Below are 25,866 nucleotides of genomic sequence, written 5' to 3'. Positions count from 1 at the left end.
GAGCGATCGCCTCTTTAAAATATAATCGTTACCCGGTCAGCCCGGGTAACGATTAAAACTCTTTCTAGAAAATGTAAATTTATCTAGTTAAGAATTAGTTGATCCAGGCAGTAGAAACCCAGCCGCCGCCTTTGAGTTGGGCCCAGCCGTGTCTGTAACGACCTGTCAATGCCACGTTATCTCCATTGTATAGCTTGCCGATGACACGAGCGCAGCCATTGGGGCGGTGGCGGATATTTAGGCGACCGCCGTTGGTGGCAACTTCGCCGTAGCGGTTATAGCCATGACCGCCGCCGCAGCGTTGTTTGTAGCAACCGGCCTGCGCTTCGCCAGCGACTCCCATAACAGATAAGGCTACTGCCATACCTGCAACGCCTACCAATGCAGAAGTAGGAACTTTCAGTTCCAGTTGGAGTTCGGACTCTGGAGATTCATAAGCAACAAAAGAATGATTCAATGCTAGTGCTTCCATAGTTTCCTCATGATTATTGTTAACAGTTGTTGATGCAGACTCAGGTCAAAACGTTAGATTAACAGCCCAAACCATTAATTTGTGGGTAAAAAAAGGTACAAAAGGGCGTTACAGTCTTGCTTTGCCGAGTATTCGCTTGCTTGGCCTGAAATCTGCACAAGTACATCATGTCATTTAACCAGCTTTCGGGAACAAAAAATAAATAAAGTTTACATTTTTTCCTAAAAATTTGGACGGGGTGGCTCGGTATGAGCGCCGAATGAAAGTTAACTGTGTCATCAAAAAGCGAACGCAATCATCGCTTGGGTTGTGAAATTCCTTGCCGCGACTCTGGCATAATAGGACTTATTTTGCTGTGCTTGCTGATTGATTTGCGATTGCCGATCGATAGCTATGGGCGATCGCGCAAACAGGCTCCTCGCTCTTCACCACTGTCGGAATTTGATTCTGGTGAGTTATATTTGAGCCGATCGCACTGCTACAACTATTCGGGCTGATTCCCGAAGATAGATAGCTAGGCTTCACAACTATATTGCTAAAAATTGATTTTTATGTATGCGTGACACGATCCAAGATTAATCGATCGCGACTGGATTTGTGTCAAGATCGATCGAGTTCTCCAGCATCACCTCTTTGGCAATGAACTCTCTTTCTGCACTTGCGATCGGCACAATACCTCAATGTCATGAATCAGACAGCTTCGCCATTACCATAGCGCCGTTATCTGTAAAAGAAATATACACTTTGGCAGATGACCCCGCCAACGGAGCCGTGGTAATGATGAGCGGTACAGTCCGCAACCAAACTGACGGTCAAGCTGTACTTTCCCTAGAATATCAAGCCTACGAACCAATGGCCGTGAGAGTATTCCAGCAAATCGCTACGGAAATCCGCCGTCAGTGGGCCGATGTCAATCGGGTCGTCATTCACCACCGCGTCGGACACTTGCAGGTGGGGGAAATCAGCGTATTGGTAGCTGTGGGGTGTCCCCACCGCGACTCGGCGTTTGCAGCTTGTCAGTACGCCATAGATACGCTCAAACACAACGTACCGATTTGGAAAAAGGAACATTGGGCCGACGGTTCTAGCAGTTGGGTTAGTATTGGAGCGTGCGAAGTTGTCGGTCATTAGTCATCAGTCATCAGTCATTAGTCATTGGTTATTGGTTATTGGTTGTTTGTTATCAAGGCTTTTCGGGATCGTGTCCCATGCCCCTGTCTCCATCTCTTCCCCTGTTTGGGAACTTGTGACGATCGGCCAGCGTCAACAACTGTGGAATGTTCGATGAGCCAATTCCACCCATGAGCGACTTTATTTCCCTGTCCTGGTCTGCGGTTGTGGCGACCGTTCAAAGAGTGCAATTGCCAGCCGAAAAACTCTCTAATTATGACTTGGTGTTGCGATGTCAGGAAGGAAGCCGACCTGAGAGCACAGCTTTTTCAGAACTGTTGAAGCGGTATCAGTCCCACGTAGACAGGGTTCTCTATCACTTGGCCCCCGATTGGCAAGACCGAGCCGACTTGGCTCAGGAAGTCTGGATTCGTGTCTACCGCAATATTAACCGCTTGCAAGAGCCTGTTAAATTTCGGGGCTGGCTGAGTCGCATCGCCACTAATTTGTTTTACGATGAGTTGCGAAAGCGCAAGCGCGTGCGAACTCCTCTGTCCCTGGACGTACCCAGGGCTCTGGAAGATGGGGAGATTGATTGGGAAATTCCGGCGGACAGTCCGGGGCCTGATGATGATTTGACGACTAGAGAATTTTATGACGAGTTGCGATCGGCGATCGCCGATTTGCCGGAAGTTTTCCGCACGACAATTGTTTTGAGAGAAATTGAAGGTTTAGCCTATGAGGAAATAGCGGAAATAACCGGAGTTTCTTTGGGAACGGTCAAGTCGAGAATTGCTAGAGCTCGCCAAAGATTGCAATTGCAATTGCAAAAATATCTCGACGGTCATTAGTAAAATTCAGTCGATTTGAGATTGTACATACTTCGGCTTGCTTCGGCTACGCTCAACACAAGTCGCCAGCGTACAAGTTTGAGATTTGAGATTTCGTCCTACAAGTTTGAGATTTGAGATTTACTTGCCCGTGGGTGAATCAAAGGAGAGCGCACAAAAGTCTAAAGTTAGGATATCTGCATAACAAAAGTCAGGAGATTGTATCGGTTTTTGGGCGAGGTGAAGAAGATTTGATGAAGTTTATTGTAACGTCAAAGCTTCTATTTGATCGTGTAAATAAAAAGTAAATCATTTTAAGATCGATGGCGTACTTCTCCCAATTTTATCGAGCGGTGTGAAATATGAATCATAACTTTGAATCAGCAAAAAATCAGAATCAGCAACCGATGGGGGATTCACTCGGTGAAACTCCATCTAACAACAATTATTCCCAGGGCAATGTAACTACTATGATGCGCGATCGCTTTGAATTGCTGAGTGCCTACCTTGACGGCGAAGTGACGGCGACAGAACGCCGAGAAGTTGAAGAATTGCTGACAAATGACCCCGCGACGAAGCGTTTGTACTCGCGACTTTTGAGTATGCAGCGAAGTTTTAGCTCAATGCCGGTGCCGGCTGCAGAACAATCAGCACAGGATTTGGCGGCGAAGGTTTTGCAACGGGTTGAACGCAAGACGAAACGAAATTGGGTTTTGGGTGGAGGTGCGATCGCAGCTTTGTTAATTGCGGCGGTGTCTGGTGTCGCTGGCGGCCGCCAATTGTTTGCTCCTCAGTTGGCGACATCGCCTGTTCCTGCTGAATCTGACGGTTTGATTGTGGCTTTGAACGAGCCGGTAATGGAGATTGTTAATCCCAACGATTTGATGCTTGGGGTGAATGCGCCGGTGATGGATATTCCGAAAGTTGATGTAGGAAGCCCTCACAAGTCATTGCCAAAGGTTCAGTAGGATTGATTTGTTGAGCAATAATGAAAGTTATTAAGCTCCCTAAAAAATGGGGGCTTTTTGCTGTTTTTCGAGGTTTTTTAAAGTGGATTTATCCCTTGAAAATCTCTGGGTTTTGATTGGCTAATGACCTAAATTTTTGATTGATAGGGAAACCGCAGATTGAGACAGATGCAGCGCAGATTAATCTTAAGATTGTTGGCAAGTTTGGCAATTAAGCGCGTTAGCGCAGCCCTCGAAGAGGATCGCACTTTTGACGTGTTTTTTCGATATGGGCGATCGGCAACAGCATTGTCTCCTCAATTTCCTGCCGCACAGCAGGAGATACATTACAACCGCTATTGAGGCAATCTACCAGCAATTTATTAGCATCGTAATAATTTTTCAGCAATGACTTTTGCTGTTCGCTGAACTGCCAATCGTGACCCAGATCGCGATACAAAATCATCATTTGCCTTAATAACTTACTCCAAGCAAGACCGTTACCTTGCCACCATTTTTCAAATATCTCTTTGTCACTTTTTGGATCTGGCAGTTGTTCCAGAAGTTCTTGTATCCCTCGCCTTTGTTCAGGCTTAAGGGCCGGCACAAGATCGCAATCAAGAACAAGGTCAAGGATGGGGACGAGGGTACGTTCAACGGTAAGGCTGTTGATGTAACCAAGAGTAGGCTCAAGGGCATCCTTAACAACCGTGTTCAGGGCAAGGTCAATATAACATTGAAGTCCAAGGTTAAGAGCCAGTTCAAAAGTTTGTTCCACAACTTTTTTTAGGTAAGGGTCAAGAGAAAGGGCAAAGCCACGGTCAAGGAAAGGATATTCAAGAGTAAAGTAAAATGCTCTCACTGCGAGAATTTTGTAGGGAAAATTAACAGAAATGGATTTTTTGTTTACCCACACTAGGAACTGCTGTAACCGTTCATCCTCAGCGACCAGCCCATCAACTTGCTGTTTCATTAACAGTAAAAAATTATCAGCTTTTTGCAACATCCCAACAGCTAAAAAAAAGACTTCTCGCCAACGCTTCTCGGTTAGGTGGCTGACCAGTTTTTCCAAAGCTTGTGGAGCGGAATTGGTAACAATTTCTGTAGCAGTAAAATACTCTTGGAATGTTAGATGAGAAAACGAATAAATCCCTCTTGCCCTTTCCACTAATAATCCATGTTGTGCCTCGATCGCCTTCAGCACAACCTCACTATCGCTCTCCAACTGAACGCGGTTAGTTGTGGCATCGGGCAAATTAGCTAGATATTCGGCAATCAATTGCTGAACTGTGTTTTTATCAAAAAAATAATCCCCCCGCTCGAAAGTAATAGCTGCCACAAAAGCAAGTAAATGTTTCTTGCGGCACAAATTCAAATTGCGATAAACTTCATCTCGTTGAATGCCTCTTGTTTCATCCCATTTTTTGAGCATGATTTCGAGCGCTTCTTCATACAACTTGGCTCGGTTGGATGGAAAATTTGCTTTGGTTTGGAATACTAAACAAATCAAATTCAACAAGATAGGCGTTACTGCCAGTTCTCGGATTTGCTGATTTTGTTGCATTTTCAGCTTCTCTACAAATTGAGATGCTAAAGCTTTACCTGCTTCCATATTTTGGAAAAATGCCACATACCAATTGCTAGCAAAAGCCGCGATTTGCTCGTTATTAAAATCGGCTACCTCAACACAAGTAAAGGCTTCGTCGTGAAATCTGTACTTAGACGCAGCAATTCTACAGGTAATAATAAACTGATTGTTGTAATACTTTTGGACAAACTGACGAATCTGTCTGACGACTGCATCGCTATTTGATTCTGGCACTTCATCTAAGCCGTCCAATAAAATCAAACCTCTACCTTGACTGAGTGCGAATTCAGTTTGCGATCGCCCCTCAACTCCGCAACTGGCAAATTCGTCGCTGATATATTCTAATAAATCAAGATTAGGGATTTCAGCAAAGGTTTTGAGAGGGATAAAAATCGCTATTTTGTTTGCTTCAAATTTTGCCCGATCGCACTGAATGGCAATGTGTTTCAAAAAAGTAGTTTTACCCGAACCAGGTTTGCCGAGTACCATCAGTTTAGAGTGAGATTTCACCGCATCCAATCCAGGGACTCGTTTCTGGCGTACTTTACCCAATCCCAAGCGATTAAAATTATCCGCATCTGGGTTGAAGTCTCTCAATAAATCACGAATTTCTCCCGGCTGCCAACTGGTAATTTCCTCCAAAATGTTGACTTCAACGTAAAGTGTGCTGACATCAACGGGCTGTGCAATATCCAACAGTTGCATTTTGCTGTAAAGCTGTTGGATTTTGCTGTGGCATTTTTGCCGTATCTCTTCCACTACTGAATCAATAGGCTGTTGGCAAAAATCTCTAACCCCCCCTTGGTAAGGGGAGACTAAAGGAGGACGATCGACAATTTCTTCCCAATCCAACTGCAAAACCGTGCAGAAAGCCCTAAAAGCATGGGCTTTAATTGGTTCTCTTCCTGCTAAAAAACGCCTCCAAGTTGGCAGCGAGATGCCATCAGCATAGGGCCCGGCCTCTGTCCAAGCGCGATCGGGTTCTAATATTTGACTAGCTTCTACTAACCATCTGGGGTCTTCTATCGTCGATCCCCTTTCTCTTCTAGCTTGCCTAATTTTTACTAATCCCTCGTCAGAGGCTTTGAGGGTCGTCATTATATAATTTACTTTTGTATTTGTCAATGTCAATTTTAGATCAGTTTAGCGATCGCAAACTGAGATTGTCAATACCCCAGCAACCAAGAGAAAATGATAAGGACAACAACTGCACGGCATAGGAGACAAGTCAGGCATAAATCATGCAAAATTAATCCTTCAGAATGCAACTCTCTTGTGTCTCTAAAAATCACCTATTAAATGATGAGAAAGGATAGCAACATGAGAAATAATATTAATGAAATCCCCTCCCGTGGAATTGGCATAAAACTTATTAACAAAATTGCCGACGAGCTAAGCTATGCACGCACTTCCGAGCGTCGCAACTGTCTGTTAATTGTGAAAAATTTTCATCCCGTCACAATACCACCCCAGCAGACGAATCAAGCTGGTTATTTGAAGCGGGCAGTTAATTTTTTCAGCAGTTTTAATTTTGGATTTAAACAAGGACAAAATCGCCACTTTTATCGGAGTTATAATCAGCCGACTAAAATAATTTGCCTTCAACTAAACACTGACCTCAATAGTGTTAAAAAAGTTTTATGGTGGGTCGAGCAGTTAGAGGATCTACCCATTCCCGAAGCAGTTTTGCAGCAGTGCAAACTTGCTACGATAGAAGGATTTACAAATGCTGTTCGCCATGCTCACAAAAATCTGCCCTTTCAAACTCCGATCGACCTTGAAATCACCGTATTTAACGAACGTCTAGAAGTCAAAATTTGGGATAGGGGAGAGCCTTTTGACATCCAAGCTAAGTTGCTTGAAGAATTGCCTGTTATTTGGAGCGAGCTGGGATGTATGCTTGACTAAATCTGTACTTATCAACTTTTAAGTAATAAGAAAAATATTTTTTTTGGTGATGACTACTAATACTGCTCTCAAGATTCTCGTTGTGGATGATGACCCACCAATTCGCAATCTAGTTCATCGTTTTTTAAATCAGAAATATCAAGTAGATTCGGCAGCAGATGGCGAGACTGCTTTAGCATTGTTTGAGGAATTTAAGCCAATGCTAGTAGTTCTAGATTGGAATTTGCCGGATACTACAGGCTATCATCTTTGCCAGGAAATGCAGCGCCGTACTAATGTTTTTGTGGTCATGCTAAGCAGCCGCACAGACGAAGCTGATAAAATTAAAGTCCTGTCTGCGGGTGCTGATGACTATATCTGCAAACCATTTGGTCTTCAGGAATTAGCAATGCGGATCCAAGTTGTGTTGAGACGCATGAGGATTGTCACTCCATCACGTATTGTATTCGATCGATTCGCGATCGATTCAGTGCGCCGAGAAGCAACACTAAACGACAAAATTATCAAATTAACAGCCTTGGAATTTAAGATATTGTATTTTTTGGCAAGTCATCCCGGTAAATCTTGGAGTCGCCAACAGCTAATTGAAAAAATCTGGGGTTGGAACTGCAGCAACACAGAAGAAGAGAAAGTTGTTAGCGTACATATCGGCCAGATTCGCAAGAAAATGATTCACATTGATGCTACTGGGTCGCAGTTGATTAAAACGGTTCGGGGTTACGGTTACAGGTTCGAGCCGCCCTCGCCCGCGGCAATGGCAATTTCCTCAGCTCATCGGCATTAACGCCTTATTTTGTGAAAAACCTATTTTCCCACGTCCCATCGGGCAGCCAGATGCCTCCTAGGGAACGAACGCGATCGGGTAACATGAAGTAAGCCCAAGCCGTGCCTAGAGGTTTGAATTGTCGATCGAAGATTTCGATTTCCTGCCGCTGATATTCGTTTTGTGTCGGTTCCCGCAGCGGATGATAGTCTTCCAATCGGTCTAAATCGTCCAAAATAGCCGAGTTTGCGAAACAGAGGAGAAAACCGCAGACTGTGCCGTCTCCGGTCATCATCGCAGGATAGCCGATCGGCAGCGCAAAAAGTTGACCGCGGGCGATCGCCGGACAAGCATCCACAACCTTTCCCTCGCAGTAGCGCCGGTAGTTGCACTCCCCGGGTTTGAGTGTGCCGTAGACAAAGACTTTCATCGGGTAGGGCCTAACCGCTAGTTTTTGCTAAGATAGATGGCTAAGCTAATAGTTTAAGTCTCGCGGGCGATCGCGACGGCAATCTTGATAAATTTCGTTGTTTACCCTCTCTTATAATTCATGACTCTAACAGTTAGTTTTATTGCTTTTGGACTTCAGCCCTTGTACGTGAGCTCTTTTTTGCCAGACCTGCCCCTCGACAGCTTGTTTTCGACTCAAGGGATTATGGTGATGCTGCTGGCGGCCTATGCGGGGGCGATGTGGATGTTTCTCACCAGTGCTCCGAAGGTACACACGGTGATGGTATCGGATCTCGGACAAGCCAGAGAGTTTTATGAAGGTATGCTAAACCTGCCCGTAGCAGAAGTGCCGCTGCATTACTACTACAATTACGAGCAAACCTTGGGAACCACGGGTATCGACCCCCTGTATTTGTCGCCGAATGTCGGCAGGGGAACGAGCTCTCAAACGATGGGGAGTCCCGAAGGTTTGTGGTATCAGTTGATGAAAAATACTCAACTGCACATCATTAGTGGCGCCAGTGTAGGGGAAAAAAATCGCGAACGTCATGTTTGTTTCGATCGCGATTGTTTGGATCAGCTATTGATGAGGGTACAAACTCGCGGCATTAGTTATAAAATTCGCCGGGAAAAGCCGCTGAATTTTTTGGTCAAGGATTATGACGGCCGCGTGATTGAAATGGCCGAGGTTAGTAATTAGATATAGCCTTTCTCAGAAAGAGAGTCGGCGGTTGAAACCGCAGCTATACAAACGATGTCCGCCTCCGCGGACTGAAGAAAATAACGTAATTTTAACTGCCTGTCTTTAACCCGCGTCGGCGGGTTTTGTCTGTGTAGCCGCGGTTTCCAACCGCCCGGTATTCAGGATTTCTAGTTTCTCAATTAATCTTGGCTTCAACGCTGGATTTTTCCGAGGCTGCTTTAATCTCTGGAATCGCCTTGCGGCTGAAGATTTGGAAATACAAAGAAACAAAAAATTCTTTAACTGGGAAAACGATCAAAGTTAAAGGATTGATGGTGACAATGATATTGCGGACATCGGCTTTAGCTTGTTTGACAATTTGCTGCGCTACCCAGTCGGGAGACATAATGCCGATCGGGTTTAAGTTGCTTTTAAACGGCCCTAAAATCAGCTTGCGAACGATGCAGGGCGCGTCCAGCCTCCGCAAAGTAACTAAATCTCCCAAGGCGCGTTTGCTGAGTTCGTACAGTGGACTGACAGCGGGAATCACTTCTGCTTCGGAAGTATTGATCCAGACTTCTTTGCAAGCGATGTTTTCGTTAGTTCGGACTGTTAAGAAAAAGAGCTCCATCAGCCGCCACGCGGAAAAAGTGTTAATTTCGTATGAGTTGGCGATCGCCTCTCCGGTTCTTTCAGCCTGTACATTAATCCCGTGATTGATCACGAGAATATCAATTTTTTCTAACAATTGAGCTAAATCTGCCTCTGCGCCAGCGTGCCAAATTACAGTTTTTACAGGCAAAATATCGCCGCCTATATTCAAAGTAATTTCCTCATTTCCAGAGGATAGGGCGATAACTTTTGCACCAGCTTTGTGCAGGTGTTTGAGAAGCAAACGCCCTAAAGTTCCCGATGCACCGGTGACGGCTACAGTTTTGCCTTTAAGAGAAAGTGCTGTACCCATAAGTTTATCTATTAAGGTGAAAGTACCGCAATAGTAAGCATTTTGATTGTCGAAGTGGTGCCGCCAATGATAAGGTTTATTAACGAACCAGTTGCCGGGGATAGTCTGGAATTCTCCCGGTTGGTGGGTGATGTCGGTTAATTCGTCTGCACCTTTGATTCCACACGCGCGGGCGATCGCGCTCAACAAAAAGCCTAAAGTATAAATACAACCGGCTGCTGCGCCCCAGTGATATGCCGGCAGCACAAAATAAGCTAAAACCCACAGCAACAAGCCCAAAACCATCATTGCCGCAGCTTCTGGCACATCGTGACGCCAGTGTGCTTGCTTGTAAATTGTCTCGCTGACAGCAGTCAAATTCGGGCGGAAAACGCGGTGATGCCAATTGTGCAGCTTTTGCAAAGGCGGCACATAATGAGACGCGACGTGATAAAAGTCTCGGATGATTTCTGCCCAAAACACAGAAGCTATTGCTACAGCGCCGACTATCCAGTAATTTACCATACTCGCAGAAGTTATAAATTTAAGATATTATATCATATCTGGTCATAAAAAAGGTTCTGTCGCGGTCGTTATCGGCGGACATGATATTAGATATTGTCTGTTTTAAAACAAAGCTTAAAATTGCTTTTATTGCTAGTCGGGCAGTTGACTTAGGCGTTTTAAAATCTGCAAAACGCGGTACAATTCATTGCCGGGATTGGAAATAACAAATTCAGCCGATCGGGCATAGTGGGGATGTTCCCCTGTGACTAACTTCACAAAAGAGAAGTTAGCACCTGTGGAAATCATGCCAAAAGTAGGAGTTTCGGGATCGGGATCTGCCAGCATATATGTCAGGAGTTGTGCGAGTGCTGCGTCAGTTGAAAACGAAAGTTGTTTGGATTCAATTACTGTCACCCACAAGTTTGCTTTCATGATTAGGATATCTATTCTGCCTTCGATGATTCTGCCTTCGTCTTCTTCTTGAATCGCGATCGATTTTTCGGCTTTGACTTGAAAAGGAGACTCAAACAGACCGGCAATAAACAAAATAGGGCTGACTATCGTGAGTTTGACTGCATTTTCCAACACGGGCGGGGTGTCTACCAAGTTGAAATATATGTCTTGAACGCGATCGAGTAATTGTTTTTCTGAGTCTGTTACTTCCGGCAAGTTTTCTTGCCATTCTGGGAAAAAATCAGCTTTACGAACTCGCTGCAAGCCGAAGTTATCGATTAGATAGCGGAGGTTAATATCTCTTGCTTGAAGTTTTTGCATTATAATTTATCGAGTTTAAATTATTGGTAATAATTTTAGCATAAGTGTCATTGCAACCGCAGATAAAGGCAGATAAACGCAGGTGAACGCAGATGGGTAGAGTTGATTTTGTTGAGGTTTTTGTTTATTTGGGCTTGAGATCGCCATTTGGCTGTTTTTGGGCTGCTTGCATTTGCAGCAATTGCGGCACGGTGACAAAACGGTATCCCTGCTGTTTGAGTTTGGGAATAATTGCCGACACGGCCTCGACTGTTTGCTGGCGATCGCCCCCGCCGTCGTGCAACAATACGATCGCCCCCGATGTCGCTTGAGACAGCACAGTGCGGGTTATAGCAGCAGCCGGAGGTTGCAAAAAGTCTTTAGTGTCGATCGACCACATGACAACTACGTAATTTTTCTTTTTGGCATAATCTGCAAAACCGTTATTTAAACGGCCGCCGGGAGGACGAAACAACAAACTTTTTGCCCCACTCGATCGATAAATATGAATGCCTGTATAATCGATTTCATTTGAGGCTGTTTTCTCAGTGACATTATGATAAAAGTGATGCCATGTATGATTGCCGATCGCATTTCCCGCTTTTACGACTTGCTTCGCAATTTCTGGATTTTCTCGCAAATTTACACCCAAACAAAAAAATGTAGCTACCACATTATGTTTCTGCAAAACTGCTAATATTTTCAAAGTTTCCGCAGTTGGCCCATCGTCAAATGTCAGGGCGATAACTTTGGAGTTGCTGATACTTGCTTTATAAACAATCTGGCTGCGAAATTGCGCCGGCGGTGCGAATACTAAAGGTTGTTCGGCGGGTTGCGGAGTTGGAGTTGTGGCGGGAGAAGGCTGTATTTGGGGTTTTGGCGGTTTGAGGAGGTTTGGCGGGAAATTGTCAAAAGGGGGGATTTGGGCGAGGGAATTTGAATGGCCAGTTTGTCGGTTTTTAGGGAACAGGGAAAAAAGGGCGATCGTTCCAATCAATATAATACTTTTAATCGCTAATTTTTTAGTAAATTTGGTATTCATTAACTGTACTATTTGCTGTTAACGATATAACGATAGCTTACAACTTTGTCTAAAATTAGATAAAATTCAAGATAGCAACGCATCATCACAGGAGAAAAGCCATGATTGCTCCGGCAAATCTCAGCCGCATCACGATTCCCCCTCTGGAAAATGGCGATTTGCTTAGCCGCGCAGAATTCGAGCGGCGCTATACAGCCATGCCCGCACTCAAAAAAGCAGAATTGATTGAAGGAATTGTTTATATGGCTTCACCCTTACGCTTTGAACCCCACGCCGAACCCCATGCTCGCCTAATTACTTGTCTTGGCTTCTATGTTGCTTTTACCGCGCATACTCGGATCGGCGATAATCCCACCGTGCGTCTCGATGTGGATAACGAACCTCAACCCGATGCTGTACTGCTAATTGATGCTCAATGTGGCGGCCAAACTTGCCTTAGCGATGATGGCTATATTGAAGGTGCACCCGAATTTGTTGCCGAAATTTCTGCAAGTACCGCTACGATCGATCTGCGGGACAAAAAACGAGTTTACCGCCGCAATGGAGTCAAAGAATATCTCGTTTGGCAAGTCATGAATCGCCGGATAGATTGGTTTTCGTTGCAGGAAGAAGAATATATTTCTTTGCTTCCCGATGCTGAAGGAATTATCCGCAGCCGAGTTTTTCCGGGGTTGTGGCTGGCAGTCTCAGCACTTATAGATGGGGATATGCCAAGTGCAATCGCCACTCTTCAAGCCGGATTAAACAGTGACGCACATCAAGAATTTGTCCAACAGTTAGCCAGCTTTCCAAATCCCGCTTAAATATCCCCTCAATCTCTTAGTCTGCGGAGGCAGACTTCGTTTGTATAGTCGCGGTTTCAACCGCCGAGCGAGCAATCGGGTAATCAACCCAGATTTGATATCATCCCCCTAAAAGCGACAAGTTTGCCGTGCCCTTTCATCCTCCGGTTCTTGCCAACCCCAAGAAAAATGACTCACCGCATTAATTTGCGGCGTTGCCGAACGAATTGCCTGCATTTGAATCTCCAAAGACGGCCGATTTTTCACAGATTTTCCCCAATCTCCGGCAATGGCAGGAATAATTTTTGCTCCCGGAGGCGCTAAACTCACTACCCGCTCCACCTGCGGCACAATACAGCTTACATTCCCGCAATTTCCGTAAGACATCGCGTGGAATTCTACAGCAGCCGGAAAGCTGTCCCAAGGCTGCAATCTCGAATCATATCCCCCTTGATTTATTTTTTTATTGGCATCAGGAAAAAATACCGCTCCTACAGGAATTCCCAGGCTTTGAGCAGGCCGAGTTGCCACCCCAAAAAAATCTAAAATTCCTTGGACTGCGTGAGCAACGCTCAGTTGCCAGAGGTCTTTTTGTAGAATGCCGGTGTCGGGAAGCGGCGGTTTTGGTGTCGGTTTTGGTGTAGGAGTTGCAGCATTTAGCGATTTTGGGGCGGGAGTTTGTGAAGCTACTTTTGATGCGGTATTCTGTCTTCGAGAAGCGGGAGTTGCTACTGGTACAGGTTGCGGAATTCGCCCCTGCCACAGAGGTTCTCGCTCATTCGGATATTGTTTGACTACTGCTTGAACGTCATTAGTATTGATAAATCCTTTAGTCAAATATCGCTGAATTAAATCTCGCCCTTGCTGATTGTTAGCCCGCTGTAAAAGCATTTGCTGCGATGCGGGGCCGTAAATCCACAAGTCTTGAACTTTGGTAGCAACTGAAGCAGGCCCGAAGCCCCGTAGATAGCGAATGTAGTCGAATAACATTCCTTGCGGTCGGCGCTTGACTATTTGATTTACTAATAAAGTATAGTCTTGCCTCGCTTGCGGACTGTAGGGGTCGATAAAGGCTTGATTACCCGGAACTTCTCCGAAGTCGTCGTTAATTGTTGCGTCTTTAATTATTGTTAAACTTGTCTGGTTTTGGCCGTTTAATGCGAGGTTTTGCTGTCTGTCTGGACGCTGAGAATAGGTATAGCCAAAGTTCATGGTAAACAACCATGTGTATACTTTTAAACCTCGCTGTTTGCCTTTGGCGATCGCCTTTTCCAGCAAATCGTATTTTTCGTAGCCGGGATTTCTCAAAACCGAAGGCCAAACAGTCGGATTGTCTGCTACTGGAAGCAGCACTTGACCGTCGTAAAATGCTTCGATATAGACTTCATTGTAGCCTTTATTGACAATGTTGTCTAATACTCGATCGACTTCTCCTGGCCTGACATCGCAGGGATACAAACGCAGCCAAACTGCTTGGGTTTGAGGCCAAGTTTTTTGGCGGCATTGTGCTATTTCCCGCGCGTGTTTGTTCAAAACGGCAAAATATGCTTGCTGGGATTCTGATTTTCCTGACAGGGCGGCGCGGCGCAAGTCTTCTTTTTGATTTACGTCTTCTTTGGATAATTGGCAATAGGCTGATGTTTCGGCAAAGGCTGGTTGATTTTCGATAAATGGCCACACAAGTTGGCTGATGAAGCTACTTGTTAAAACAGCAGTTACCGCACTTAAAAAGCGTCGCTGGTGTTGAAAGTTCGCGAGGCGAGTTGGTGCAATTTTCATGGGATAGTTGAATCGGGTTTTCTAGTTTAAATTGGCTGGCGATCTGCGGATTTGCGATCGCCCCGACGCACATCTACAAATTTTCTACTTTTTTTCTCGTTAACTCCGCCCAAAAACGGGTACAAGCACCCTACTTATAGTATTTCTCAAAAATCGACTGACTTCAACCCTGCAAGCACAGGTACAAATGTGTGAGATTGTCGATCCTTATTTACGAGTTGTCTATCGCGACGCATCCTACGGCTAAATCCAGCAAAAAAAACGCCTGGGTAAAGTCGGCGCTAAAAACAGTTGATATTTTTACTAAAAATTGTTAACAATCAAATGTTAAGGATGAAAGATGAATTATTAAAATTGATCTTTTATCCTTAAATTTTGAAATTAAGCCCCTCTATTGAGAGCAGATTCTACTTGCTGAAATTCAATCTCTAAACGATTTTTCAACTTTTCAGGAACTGGACGATTTGGATAGGAACTATAATGTCCTGCTAAAGAGTTTAAGGCCGTCCGCATTGTCGTGAAAGATGTCAGCTTGGCAAGAGCGGGATCGCGGCGGTATGCAGCAAAAAAATCGTTGATACTTGTGCGAGCACCAGCTTGAGCGGCTGCTTTTTCCGGTGTGCCCTCTGGTAAAGTGAGCGCTGTTCTCAAGCTGCTGACTAATGCTAATGTGTCTTTGCTGTAGTCTCCACTCAGAGTGGCGGGAACATTGGTACAGCCAGCTACACCGATGACAACAACTAATACGAGGGCTAACAGACGGGAAATGTAATGCTTCATAAGGGTTAGAAAAAAGGAAGCGAAAGCGGCAATCAAATTTAACCTTTATCGTATCTCGAATTGAGCTAATAATGTCAAATAATGTCAAATTTTTATTATTTATTGCAGTAATACCATGAAAAGTAAAATTTGTCAATCTCACAGGGATTGATTTATGAATCTCCAATTTAAAATCAATCCGTCAATCAATCTAAAATCTAAAATCGATCGATTTGTCCGGAAGCAACGGAGAGAATTTGGGTTTGTCGCAGCCACTGACTGTCGAAAGCGCCTAAGTGAGTCGTAGTAATTAGAGTTTGAAATCGTTCTTGAATTGTTTCTAAAAGTTGATTTTGGCGGTTTAAATCGAGTTCTGCAAGTACGTCGTCTAGCAATAGTAAAGGTGCTTCGCCTACGACTTCTTCAATAAGCTGCAATTCGGCTAATTTTAATGCTAATACGAGAGTTCGCTGCTGGCCTTGGGATGCGTATTGACGAGCTGGCGTATTGTTAATTGTAAATATAATGTCGTCGCGATGGGGGCCGACTAATGTGGTTCCTTGAAACTGTTCTGCGATCGCCCTTTTTTGAATTTTTTCTAAAAATGCTTGCCGCACTCCTTCGAGATTGTCTTTACCAATTAATTCTGAGCTTACTTCAATATTAGCATCGTATTTCACATCTAAAACTTCTGCTGAACCGCTAATTGAACGGTGCCAATTGCGAGCTAATGGCATCAAACGCTCCAAAATTCGATCGCGCCTGCGGATCACGCGAGCGCCCGCTGTCGCTAACTGTGCATCCCACAAGGCTAATTCTGAAGTGGAAATGGGGGATTGGGAGTTGGGAATTGGCGAGTATTGAATATTTTCCGGTTCGGGATTTTCGAGTTGCAGAAATCGGTTTTTGTCAAAATTTTCGGAAAATTCGGCTTGTCTGATTGCTTTAGAACGTTTTAACAGAGCGTTGCGCTGGCGCAAAATTTGGTTGTACTGCTGCAAAATGTGAGCGTAAATCGGCTCTAGTTGGATAACTAGCCGATCGATCCAATTGCGCCTTCCTTCGGGCCCGCCGCGCACTAAGTCCAAATCCAAACAGGAAAATTGTACTACATTTAAGACGCTCAAAAAGTCTAAATGGCGGCGCAGCGGTTCGCCGTTGAGCTTCAGGCTGCGGCGCGCTCCCGATCGCAGTGTTAAAGATAGGTCGATCGCTCCGGTTTGACGTTCTAGCGTAGCATCAATTTGGGCGATCGGCTTGGAGTCGAGGATTAAATCGCGATCGCGCGATACTCTGTGGCTTTTTAAGGTGGAAAGCAACTCTACAGCTTCTAACAAGTTAGATTTTCCTTGAGCGTTATTTCCTAATAAAATGGTTTTGGGAGCGTCAAACGTTACCTTTTGATCGAAGTAGTTCCGAAACTGCCGTAGGTGCAGCGTTTTCAAATACATAATATTAGTTATTAGTTATTGGTTATTGGTTATTGGTTATTGGTTATTGGTTATTAGTTATTGGTTATTGGTTATTAGTTATTAGTTATTGGTTATTGGTTATTGGTTATTGGTTATTGGTTATTGGTTATTGGTTATTAGTTATTGGTTATTGGTTATTAGTTATTGGTTATTGGTTATGGGTAATACAGTTATCGTAGGGTGCGCCGAAGAGCACCTTACCTATTCAAGGGCGAATTTCTTCAATTGCTTTTTTGCGGAGCGTTGTGTTCGCAATGTATAGTGTTTAGACTCGCGCCAAATGTGAAGGGTCTAACGAATAATGAAACATCGCTCATTATCCGTCAGCCGTTAACACTATTTACGAGTTTTGTTGTACAAGCGCACGAACAGTTTTTCCATTTCAATCCAGACAAACATTAGGGCGCTGAAACCGAAGCAAACCATCAATTCAAAGGGCGATAAATAGTGAGTGCCGAAAAATTCTCTCAGCGGTGGAACGTAAATCAGCATTAATTGCAAAGCAGTAGTAACAATTACAGCTCCCCAAACAAAGATGTTAGTGAAGGGATTTAACTCGATAGTTAGCCTAGTGTTAGAGCGAATGGCGATCGCGTGACCCATTTGCGCCAAACAAAGAGTTGTAAATACCATTGTTTTCCAAGCCTCTGGATTGCCGTGTCCGGGAGCGTGAGTATAGTCATAAGCCCATTTCATCATGCCGATCGTCAAAATTGCAAAAATAATCCCGATCCGAATTATGTAAGAACCCAAACCCCGCGCAAAAATACTTTCTCGCGGGCTGAAAGGAGGCTTGTTCATCACGTTCGGTTCGGCCGGTTCCACGGCCAAAGCTAAAGCGGGAACGCCGTCTGTGACTAAGTTCATCCACAAAATTTGCAGCGGGGTCAGCGGCACTCCTCCCAAACCAATTAATGGTGCGGCCGCAATTGTCAAAACTTCGCCGATGTTGCTACCCAAAATGTACTTGATAAAGCGGCGAATGTTGGTATAAACAACTCGCCCTTCTTCAGCGGCGGCGACAATAGTGGCGAAGTTGTCGTCTAGCAGCACCATATCGCTAGCTTCTTTGCTGACATCGGTGCCGGTAATTCCCATTGCGATGCCGATATCGGCTTGTTTCAATGCGGGTGCGTCGTTAACGCCGTCGCCTGTCATGGCGACAAATTTGCCCCAACTTTGCAAAGCTTGGACTATTCGCAATTTGTGTTCGGGGGAAACGCGGGCGTAAACGCTAATGTGTTCGACTTGCTGTTTGAGTTCTTCTCGGCTGAGTTTTTCTAATTCTTGACCGGTGAGAACTCGATCGCCCTTTTGTGCAATACCTAAATCACTAGCAATTGCCTTTGCTGTCAACTGGTGGTCTCCTGTAATCATCACCACCCGAATCCCTGCATCGCGGCACTTCGCCACAGCTTCGCGCACTTCCGGGCGCGGGGCGTCTAGCATACTGACGAGTCCCAGCCAAATCATGTCTTGTTCGCTGGTTTCGTCAGAATCTTCGGGCGGCAGGTTTTCCCAAATTTTGTAGGCAAATCCGAGGACTCGCAAACCCTCGCTTGCCATGTTGTTGTTTTCGGCGAGGATGCGATCGCGCATTTCCTGATTTAAAGGTTGTACTCGATCGCCGATTATGATGCCTTTACAGCGCTCCAAAGTCAACTCTGGAGAACCTTTGGTAAACATCAAATAATTCGCCTGCTGTCCGTTTTCGGCTGGAAATCCCGAATGTCCCGATCGACCAGGTACTTGGCAAATCACGCTCATCCGCTTGCGTTCGGAAGAAAAAGGAAATTCGGCCGCGCGCTGCAGCAATTGACACTGTTTTTCTTTATAAATGCCTGCTTTTCCCGCTAAAGACAGCAGAGATCCTTCTGTGGGGTCGCCCAAAATCTTCCATTCTTGCTCTTCGTGCTGCAATACTGCGTCGTTGCAAACGGCACAGGCAATTAATAAAGATTCGAGTTCTGGATATTCTTCTAAATTATTAATTTGGGTCGAGGTATGGCGATCGGTAAAATCTCCGATCGGGGCATAGCCGTCGCCTCCAATGCCGATCGTACAGTCGCCCGTAGACACTCGCTGAACGACCATTTTATTTTGAGTCAGAGTACCTGTTTTGTCGGAACAAATGGTAGTCACCGAACCCAAAGTTTCTACAGCAGGAAGTTTGCGAATCAGGGCGTTCCGCTTCACCATCCGCCTAGTTCCGAGTGCCAAAGTAACTGTCACGACTGCTGCGAGTCCTTCGGGAACTACAGCCACAGCCATGCTGAGAGAAACTTCCAACAAATCTTCAAACCTGCTGGTATCGAACCCGATACTACCGTTGTTGAAGGTAATCATGCCGCCGATGACGACAACTGCGACTAAGCCGAGGGCACCGGAGACTAGAACGTTTCCCAACTGTCCCATCCGCTGTTGCAGGGGAGTTGGTTCGCTTTCTACTGACTGAAGCATGGCGGCAATTTTACCCAGTTCAGTCTGCATTCCGGTGTTGGTGACGATCGCCTTGGCGCGCCCTTGAACAACTTCTGTGCCCTGAAAAATTAGGTTTAGCCGATCGCCCAAGGAAGCATCTTCGGGAAGTTCTAGCTCAGCTTGCTTGGTAACTGCCATTGCTTCTCCCGTCAAAGCAGATTCTCTGACTTGCAGATTTGATGCTTCGATCAACCTGCCATCTGCTGCTATTTTTACCCCAGCCTCTAACAGCATCACGTCTCCGGGTACGAGTTCTTTGGCTGCTATTTCCAAAGTTTTGCCGTTCCGCAGGACTCTGACTAGGGGGGAAGCGAGGTTTTTGAGGGCTGCGAGGGCTTTTTCAGCACTTTGTTCTTGGAAATAGCCGAGAATGCCGTTGAGTATGACGATCGCAAAAATGGCGATCGCATCTTTGGGAAAGTTATCCGACTTGATGTCTAAGAATCCAGAAATCACGGCCACACCCATCAGCATCAACAACATGATGTTGGTGAACTGATCGACAAAAATCGACCACGGACTGCGGCCTCCTGTTTCTTCGAGTTCGTTGGGGCCGTATTGCTGCAAGCGTTCTGACACCTGTTGGCTGCTCAAGCCAGCGTCTTTGTTGCTGTTTAGCTGCTGGAGGGTTTTGTCAATTGCTACGGTGTGCCAAGAAGAGGGAGAATTTAAAGAAGACATAAATTACGATCGAGCGTGGGGCATAAAGGTGGTTGCGGCCGGACAGTTACAGTCGATCGATACTGCATAGGTATTGGTTCGAGATAAGAAGCAGGAAGCTAGACACTTCTCTATCTCTGGTCTATCTCAGGCTCTCTCGATCTGTTGGTATATTTACCCAAAAATTGGCTTTAAAGCCCCGTCGTTCTACGACGGCTTTCCCAAAACTTGTGCTCTAATAACTTCAACAATCAAATTATTTGATTGTAGTCGCCATCGGGCATGGGGAGACTTGAAACGGACGGGGAGCGACAGTCAGACGACAATGGTCGCTCAGGTTGCGATGAACCGTCAAGAATCCCCCTCCTTTCTACGGCGGGGAGTATGTCAACGCTGATAGCACTCATCTACCTTACCAAAAAATTGGGTTTAAAGCCCTGTCGTTCTAAGGCTTTCCCAAAACTTGTGATCTAAATAACTGCAACAATCAAATTCTTTGCATTGTTGTAGTCGCCATCGGGCCTAGGGAGACTTGAAACGGACGGGGAGCGACAGTCAGACGACAACAGTCGCTCAGGTTGCGATGAACCGTCAACAATCTCCGTCCTTTCTACGGCGGGGAGTATGTCAACCACCCAATTCTGAGTGGATCTTGGATTTGGCACTTTTTTGGCTGTTTTCCCTATTCCCCCGCCTTGTTTTCGCAAAACTTTAATTTTCTTAACTTTTCTTAATAATAGGCTTTTTCGGGGCAAAGCGCACAATGGCGATCGGGATGCGGGACAATTTTGTGCTGCCCCACGGTAAAAATCAGGGCAATCGAACCAAACCCAGGAGCTATGTATGTAAATTCGCATCTATCTTAGGAGGGAGATTAGCCCGGAGTTGCTCAACATCAATTTACCTTCTCAGAGGGATAAGCTGTTGTAATAATTTGTAATAAACAAATGCCAGAGAGCATTGTATAAATGTCATAAGAAGGTTGAAACGACAGACGCAAGTTAACAAAAACACTGATTAACAAGGTTTGTCGCATCTCATAAAAGGTGTAAAATTTTCTAAGGTTTCTTAAATGTCCGCTGTAATGTCACAATAGTACAGGTAGCGGAAAAGGAGAGAAGGAGCCGATCGGCACAGTAGCCGGCGTCAACCTTCAACCCTTCCAGGTTTAACGGCCTGAACAAATTTAACTTAACGGTTTTATACCGCAACCAAACTCAATTAACTCAAGTAGGAGAGTTCTTTCATGTTTGACGCATTTACAAAAGTGGTTTCCCAAGCAGACGCTCGCGGCGAATTTTTGGCCACCGGCCAACTTGATGCCTTGAGCCAAATGGTTGCAGAAAGCAACAAGCGCATGGATACAGTCAACCGCATCACCAGCAACGCTTCCAGCATTGTTGCTAATGCAGCTCGCTCTTTGTTTGCTGAGCAGCCTCAGTTGATCGCTCCCGGCGGCAACGCTTACACCAGCCGCCGCATGGCAGCTTGCTTGCGCGACATGGAAATCATCTTGCGCTATGTCACCTACGCGATTTTCGCAGGCGACGCCAGCGTCCTCGATGACCGTTGCTTGAACGGCCTTCGCGAAACCTACTTGGCATTGGGAACTCCCGGCGCTTCCGTAGCAACTGGCGTTCAAAAAATGAAAGAAGCCGCTTTGGCGATCGCTAACGATCCAAACGGTGTAACTCGTGGAGATTGCAACTCCCTGATGTCTGAAGTCGGCAGCTACTTCGATCGCGCCGCTTCCGCAGTAGGCTAAACCCCAGCCATTGCAACCCAATCTGTAAAGCAACGATTCGATATATCGATCGGGCTTTTACAAATCGCATTCGTAGAAAAAACCGCAAACACTAGGGAGAAAGCAACACTATGAAGACCCCATTGACTGAAGCAGTCACAGCAGCAGATTCTCAAGGCCGTTTCTTGAGCAGCACCGAAATCCAAACAGCTTTCGGTCGTTTCCGCCAAGCAACCGCTAGCTTAGAAGCAGCCAAAGCTCTGACATCCAACTCTCAGCGCTTGATCGACGGTGCAGCCCAAGCAGTGTACAACAAATTCCCGTACACACAACAAATGCAAGGCCCTAACTACGCTTCTACCCCAACCGGTAAAGCCAAGTGCGCTCGCGACATCGGCTACTACTTGCGGATGGTGACCTACTGCTTAGTTGCAGGTGGCACAGGCCCAATGGATGAGTACCTGATTGCAGGCATCGACGAAATCAACCGGACATTTGAATTGTCCCCTAGCTGGTACGTTGAAGCTCTCAAGTACATCAAAGGCAACCACGGCCTGAGCGGCGACCCCGCAGTGGAAGCTAATTCCTACCTCGACTACGCAATCAACGCCCTGAGCTAGATTTGCGTGATGCCCGGAATTGTAAGCTGCTGTTAGCTAAAGTGTTAGCGGTTGTTTACGATTCCGGGCATCTGCGATCTTAGCCTAGTTTTCCAAATACTTTTTTTTAAGAAGTTTTCAGTTTTTAAACCAAAAAAGGGAGAAGCTAAAGATGGCGGGATTAGGTGCAGCCGAAAGATTGGGAATAAAAGCATTTGAAGAAGCGGGACAGGTAGAACTTCGCCCCCACTGGACGCAAGATGATGCGAAAGCAGTAATTCGCGCAGCTTACAGGCAAGTTTTCGGCAACGAGTATTTAATGTCCAGCGAGCGAGTTACCAGCGCTGAATCTCTGCTGATGCAAGGACAGATTTCAGTTAAAGATTTTGTGCGGTCAATTGCTCAGTCCGAAATTTATCGGAAAAAGTTTTTCTACCCGAACTCGCAAACGCGGTTGATCGAACTAAACTACAAACATTTGTTGGGCCGCGCTCCTTACGACGAGTCGGAAATTGCTTTCCACGTTGATTTGTACAATGCCGAAGGCTACGAAGCTGAAATCAATTCTTATATTGACTCCGTTGAATATCAAGAAAATTTTGGCGAAAGTATAGTGCCTTACTATCGCGGTTTCTCGACTCAAAGAAATCAAAAAACCGTCGGTTTTAACCGGATGTTTCAACTGTACCGCGGCTACGCAAATAGCGATCGCTCGCAAAACCAAACCCAAGCGCGGTTAACTTGGGAAGTCGCGAGAAATACGGCATCGCCGATATACACAGCCTCTAGCGGACAATCTCTAGCTGGTGCGGCCGGTGGCGATCGCGGTAAACTCTATCGAGTCACCGCAATGCAAGGTGCGGCTAAGTTTTCGCCCCAAGTGCGGCGGACTACTACCGAATATCTCGTACCTTACGAACAGCTTTCAAGTCGCTTGCAACAAATCAACAAACGTGGCGGCAAAGTGGTAAGTATTACCACAGCTTAAAGTTTGTAAAGACGTTTTTTTGCAAGCGTCAGGAAACAACTTAGGACTAAGTAAATAGGTAGGACAAATCATACTTGTAGGGGTGGGTTTAGCCAAAATATATGCCAACCGGCAGTTGATTGTGGCAAAACCCGCCCGACTTCTGTGCATCCTACCAATACACATATTAGGCTTAGTCCTAACAATCTCAAGTGCAACGAAGCTTTGAATTTTTGTTATTAATTTAGGAGAAAATCTGGTGGCTATTACGACAGCAGCATCCAGGCTGGGAACATCCGCATTGAGCGATGTGCCGAAGGTAGAATTGCGCCCTAACTACACCAAAGACGACCTGGAAATAGTAATTCGCGCCGTTTACCGTCAGGTGCTGGGCAACGATTATTTGATGAAATCCGAGCGCCTCAAAAGTGCTGAATCTCTCCTGCGAGACGGCAGTTTATCAGTGCGAGAATTTGTGCGCGCAGTGGCAAAATCGGAACTGTACAAAACCAAGTTTTTATACAGCAGCTTTCAAACTAGGACGATCGAACTAAACTACAAACACTTGCTCGGTCGCGCTCCCTACGACGAATCTGAAGTAGTTTACCACTTAGATTTGTACCAAACACAAGGCTACGATGCTGATATCGATTCTTACATCGATTCAGTAGAGTATCAAGAGAACTTCGGCGAAAATATCGTCCCCTACTACCGCGGCTTTAACACGCAGCGCGGGCAAAAAACCGTCGGTTTTACCCGGATGTTCCGCCTGTATCGCGGCTACGCAAACAGCGATACATCTCAACTAGAAGGCAATAACTCTCGCTTAGCAGTTGAACTCGGTACTAACAGCGCTACAGCAGTAGTTGGGCCTTCTGGCGGTAACGAAGGTTGGGCATATCGGCCTTCTGCCAGAAACGTAACTCCCGGCACCGGTTTCGGCGGCGGCGCAGCTTACGGCAAAGAAGGGCGGCTTTTCCGCGTGGAAGTTTCAGGAATTCGCACCGGCGGCTATCCCAGCGTGCGCCGCAGCAGCAAGGCGTTTATCGTACCTGTTGATGATTTGTCCTCGCAAATGCAGAAATTTCAACGCATGGGCGCGAAAATCGCCAGCATTACTCCAATTTAGTCAGTTGGCAGTTGGCAGTTGGCAGTTGGCAGTTGGCAGTAGTCATTAGTCATTAGTCATTAGTCATTAGTCAACAGTCAACAGCTAACAGCTAACAGCTAACAGCTAACAGCTAACAGTCAACAGTCAACAGTCAACAGTCAGAATTACCAATTACCAAGAAGCTTATGTTCGGTCAAATTGTAGCTGGAAAAAGTGGCAATACAGCTTCCGCAGGTCGCTGTTTTCGGTACGAAGTTGTGGGCTTGCGCCAAAGCGATGATACGGAAAATATTGATTATTCGATTCGATCGAGCGGCAGTACATTTATCACCGTGCCGTACAATCGGATGAATCAAGAAATGCAGCGGATTACTCGCATGGGCGGGAAGATTGTAAGCATTCAGCCGCTAAGTGCCATCGCAGAATCGTCCCATGAATCATCGTCTGCAGAATCGTCCCATGAATCATCCTCAGATGATAATTAAGAGCGATTGAAAAGGACGATTAAAAGAGACTGCTGGCGCATCTCAAAAGATTTTTACCTCTCACCACTATTTTTAGTGGTGAGGGACTAAATGTCTAATCGATCGCATACCTAGTTAACTGCCAATAACCAACGGAAATCCTGCCCTCCAGAGTTCAGGGAAAACCCCCGTGAATTCGCCAACAGTCTATTTCAATCGCCGACTTTGATCGAGGGCTTTTTAACGCGGATTTAAGATAATATATGTCAATCACCAGAACTGATTCGGTAAATCTGCAAGAATCAGTTTAAGTTCCGGTTCATTCACCCGCTTAATTGCTTTCGGAATACTTACCCACTGCCGCTTTCTCTTGCTAGCTTCCGGCCAATTTTCCAGAATAGTTTGCACTGGTAGCAAGAATACTTCTACATGACAAGTATGGCCGGACTTTTGATATTTGTAAGTTCCCAACAAATCCGGCAACACTTTACCCAACAAACCTGCTTCTTCCCAAGCTTCCTTCGCTGCAGAATCTTGCGGAGTCATATCAGGTTCAATTAACCCTTTGGGAATTACCCAGCGCTTACCGGTTGAAGAAGTAATCAGCATGACTTCAATTTTTCCGTCTTGAATGCGGTAGGGAATTACTCCCGATTGCTCTACCAATAAAGCGGTTATACTCATAATTTTGGCAATAGTTGTGGGTGCAAAAGCTGCTGCAACTAGATTAATATAGGACTGAGGCATAGGACTAAAGAAACCGCGTGTTTTACCGAATATCCGGGATACAGCGCGTCTTTTCGTAAAAAAACCCAGTTTCTGACCGCCAGTGCATAAGTCCGCTCTGCTCGCTACCAGGAGGAGTGTGGCAGATATTTAAGTTATTAACTTTTCGTTCCTAAACAATAAAAACTGCACGCCTGATTATAGATAATTCACCATTTTAGACAACCGCACAGTAGAGAACAGACATATTTTGCTTTCCCTCTGTTAAAACTAGCAAATGTAGATGCACTCCAGCTAGAAAATAATATTGTAATACTCGCGCGCAGA

25 protein-coding genes are annotated in these 25,866 nt (G+C 45.5%); 14 read left to right on the top strand and 11 right to left on the bottom strand.

Translation table 11 applies throughout. The annotated features are described in order from the left end of the window. Positions 1-94: 94 nt before the first annotated feature. Positions 95-472, bottom strand: a complete 378-nt coding sequence (locus IQ263_RS07150) for an SH3 domain-containing protein (protein WP_194066819.1) — start codon at positions 470-472, stop codon at positions 95-97. A 272-nt stretch (positions 473-744) separates the two neighbouring features. On the opposite strand from IQ263_RS07150, the gene IQ263_RS07145 reads away from it, so the two are divergent. The 4 genes from IQ263_RS07145 (at position 745) to IQ263_RS07130 (ending at position 3,380) form a co-directional block, all read left to right on the top strand. Next, the gene (locus tag IQ263_RS07145; protein ID WP_194066818.1) at positions 745-969 is read left to right on the top strand and encodes a hypothetical protein; all 225 of its coding nucleotides are present in this window, start codon (positions 745-747) and stop codon (positions 967-969) included. A gap of 142 nt (positions 970-1,111) precedes the next feature. Beyond that, positions 1,112-1,603, top strand: a complete 492-nt coding sequence (locus tag IQ263_RS07140) for a molybdenum cofactor biosynthesis protein MoaE (protein WP_194066817.1) — start codon at positions 1,112-1,114, stop codon at positions 1,601-1,603. 170 nt (positions 1,604-1,773) lie between these two features. Next, positions 1,774-2,433, top strand: coding sequence for a sigma-70 family RNA polymerase sigma factor (locus tag IQ263_RS07135; protein ID WP_194066823.1), 660 nt, complete (start codon positions 1,774-1,776; stop codon positions 2,431-2,433). A gap of 341 nt (positions 2,434-2,774) precedes the next feature. Then, positions 2,775-3,380: an anti-sigma factor family protein gene (locus IQ263_RS07130; protein WP_194066816.1), complete on the top strand. Its 606-nt coding sequence runs from the start codon at positions 2,775-2,777 to the stop codon at positions 3,378-3,380. A gap of 220 nt (positions 3,381-3,600) precedes the next feature. Here the strand turns inward: IQ263_RS07130 and IQ263_RS07125 are convergent, their stop codons facing one another. Further along, positions 3,601-6,045: an NACHT domain-containing protein gene (locus IQ263_RS07125; protein WP_194066815.1), complete on the bottom strand. Its 2,445-nt coding sequence runs from the start codon at positions 6,043-6,045 to the stop codon at positions 3,601-3,603. 201 nt (positions 6,046-6,246) lie between these two features. On the opposite strand from IQ263_RS07125, the gene IQ263_RS07120 reads away from it, so the two are divergent. Both IQ263_RS07120 and IQ263_RS07115 read left to right on the top strand, forming a co-directional pair. Further along, positions 6,247-6,855, top strand: coding sequence for an ATP-binding protein (locus tag IQ263_RS07120; protein WP_228049860.1), 609 nt, complete (start codon positions 6,247-6,249; stop codon positions 6,853-6,855). 49 nt (positions 6,856-6,904) lie between these two features. Beyond that, on the top strand, positions 6,905-7,639 hold the full coding sequence (locus IQ263_RS07115) for a response regulator transcription factor (RefSeq protein WP_194066813.1): 735 nt from the start codon (positions 6,905-6,907) through the stop codon (positions 7,637-7,639). A 4-nt stretch (positions 7,640-7,643) separates the two neighbouring features. On the opposite strand, the gene IQ263_RS07110 is transcribed toward IQ263_RS07115, so the two are convergent. Continuing rightward, on the bottom strand, positions 7,644-8,048 hold the full coding sequence (locus IQ263_RS07110; RefSeq protein ID WP_194066812.1) for a gamma-glutamylcyclotransferase family protein: 405 nt from the start codon (positions 8,046-8,048) through the stop codon (positions 7,644-7,646). 120 nt (positions 8,049-8,168) lie between these two features. Between IQ263_RS07110 and IQ263_RS07105 the strand changes: the two genes are divergently transcribed. Next, positions 8,169-8,768 carry a VOC family protein gene (locus IQ263_RS07105; RefSeq protein ID WP_194009340.1) on the top strand — a complete coding sequence of 200 codons (600 nt, stop codon included), beginning with the start codon at positions 8,169-8,171 and terminating at the stop codon, positions 8,766-8,768. Positions 8,769-8,946: 178 nt separating this feature from the next. Here the strand turns inward: IQ263_RS07105 and IQ263_RS07100 are convergent, their stop codons facing one another. From IQ263_RS07100 to IQ263_RS07090, 3 genes are all read right to left on the bottom strand, one after another. Beyond that, a complete protein-coding gene (locus IQ263_RS07100; protein ID WP_194066811.1) occupies positions 8,947-10,218 on the bottom strand; it encodes a bifunctional sterol desaturase/short chain dehydrogenase in 1,272 nt (423 codons plus the stop codon). A gap of 132 nt (positions 10,219-10,350) precedes the next feature. Beyond that, positions 10,351-10,974: a restriction endonuclease subunit R gene (locus tag IQ263_RS07095; RefSeq protein ID WP_194066810.1), complete on the bottom strand. Its 624-nt coding sequence runs from the start codon at positions 10,972-10,974 to the stop codon at positions 10,351-10,353. Between the two features lie 124 nt (positions 10,975-11,098). After that, positions 11,099-11,995: a polysaccharide deacetylase family protein gene (locus IQ263_RS07090; RefSeq protein WP_194066809.1), complete on the bottom strand. Its 897-nt coding sequence runs from the start codon at positions 11,993-11,995 to the stop codon at positions 11,099-11,101. A gap of 101 nt (positions 11,996-12,096) precedes the next feature. Between IQ263_RS07090 and IQ263_RS07085 the strand changes: the two genes are divergently transcribed. Further along, positions 12,097-12,798, top strand: a complete 702-nt coding sequence (locus tag IQ263_RS07085) for a Uma2 family endonuclease (protein WP_194066808.1) — start codon at positions 12,097-12,099, stop codon at positions 12,796-12,798. Positions 12,799-12,906: 108 nt separating this feature from the next. Here the strand turns inward: IQ263_RS07085 and IQ263_RS07080 are convergent, their stop codons facing one another. The 3 genes from IQ263_RS07080 to IQ263_RS07070 all read right to left on the bottom strand — a co-directional run bounded on the left by IQ263_RS07080 (position 12,907) and on the right by IQ263_RS07070 (position 16,766). Further along, positions 12,907-14,556, bottom strand: a complete 1,650-nt coding sequence (locus IQ263_RS07080) for a family 10 glycosylhydrolase (protein ID WP_194066807.1) — start codon at positions 14,554-14,556, stop codon at positions 12,907-12,909. Positions 14,557-14,937: 381 nt separating this feature from the next. Further along, on the bottom strand, positions 14,938-15,336 hold the full coding sequence (gene psb27, locus IQ263_RS07075) for a photosystem II protein Psb27 (RefSeq protein WP_194066806.1): 399 nt from the start codon (positions 15,334-15,336) through the stop codon (positions 14,938-14,940). Positions 15,337-15,533: 197 nt separating this feature from the next. Further along, a complete protein-coding gene (locus tag IQ263_RS07070) occupies positions 15,534-16,766 on the bottom strand; it encodes a DNA replication/repair protein RecF (RefSeq protein ID WP_194066805.1) in 1,233 nt (410 codons plus the stop codon). Positions 16,767-16,783: 17 nt separating this feature from the next. On the opposite strand from IQ263_RS07070, the gene IQ263_RS29750 reads away from it, so the two are divergent. Beyond that, on the top strand, positions 16,784-16,966 hold the full coding sequence (locus IQ263_RS29750) for a hypothetical protein (RefSeq protein ID WP_339384792.1): 183 nt from the start codon (positions 16,784-16,786) through the stop codon (positions 16,964-16,966). Between the two features lie 157 nt (positions 16,967-17,123). On the opposite strand, the gene IQ263_RS07065 is transcribed toward IQ263_RS29750, so the two are convergent. Further along, positions 17,124-19,949: a cation-translocating P-type ATPase gene (locus IQ263_RS07065; protein ID WP_194066804.1), complete on the bottom strand. Its 2,826-nt coding sequence runs from the start codon at positions 19,947-19,949 to the stop codon at positions 17,124-17,126. Positions 19,950-21,174: 1,225 nt separating this feature from the next. Between IQ263_RS07065 and cpcB the strand changes: the two genes are divergently transcribed. The 5 genes from cpcB to cpcD all read left to right on the top strand — a co-directional run bounded on the left by cpcB (position 21,175) and on the right by cpcD (position 24,834). Further along, complete coding sequence (gene cpcB, locus IQ263_RS07060) at positions 21,175-21,693, top strand: C-phycocyanin subunit beta (RefSeq protein WP_193972088.1); 519 nt, start codon at positions 21,175-21,177, stop codon at positions 21,691-21,693. Between the two features lie 110 nt (positions 21,694-21,803). Beyond that, positions 21,804-22,292 carry a C-phycocyanin subunit alpha gene (gene cpcA / locus IQ263_RS07055; RefSeq protein ID WP_194061202.1) on the top strand — a complete coding sequence of 163 codons (489 nt, stop codon included), beginning with the start codon at positions 21,804-21,806 and terminating at the stop codon, positions 22,290-22,292. Positions 22,293-22,443: 151 nt separating this feature from the next. Further along, entirely contained in the window at positions 22,444-23,259 is an 816-nt protein-coding gene (locus IQ263_RS07050; RefSeq protein ID WP_194066803.1) for a phycobilisome linker polypeptide, read from the top strand. Between the two features lie 238 nt (positions 23,260-23,497). Further along, on the top strand, positions 23,498-24,367 hold the full coding sequence (locus IQ263_RS07045) for a phycobilisome rod-core linker polypeptide (protein WP_194066802.1): 870 nt from the start codon (positions 23,498-23,500) through the stop codon (positions 24,365-24,367). 167 nt (positions 24,368-24,534) lie between these two features. After that, on the top strand, positions 24,535-24,834 hold the full coding sequence (gene cpcD / locus IQ263_RS07040; protein ID WP_194066801.1) for a rod-capping linker protein CpcD: 300 nt from the start codon (positions 24,535-24,537) through the stop codon (positions 24,832-24,834). Between the two features lie 249 nt (positions 24,835-25,083). Here the strand turns inward: cpcD and IQ263_RS07035 are convergent, their stop codons facing one another. Beyond that, positions 25,084-25,560, bottom strand: coding sequence for an NUDIX hydrolase (locus IQ263_RS07035; RefSeq protein ID WP_228049859.1), 477 nt, complete (start codon positions 25,558-25,560; stop codon positions 25,084-25,086). Between the last annotated feature and the right edge of the window lie 306 nt (positions 25,561-25,866).

It is taken from the genome of Tychonema sp. LEGE 06208 (assembly GCF_015207505.1).
Taxonomy (GTDB): domain Bacteria; phylum Cyanobacteriota; class Cyanobacteriia; order Cyanobacteriales; family Microcoleaceae; genus Microcoleus.
The sequence above is the reverse complement of the archived record's forward strand: the minus strand, read 5'-3'. Positions and strand labels throughout refer to the sequence as shown.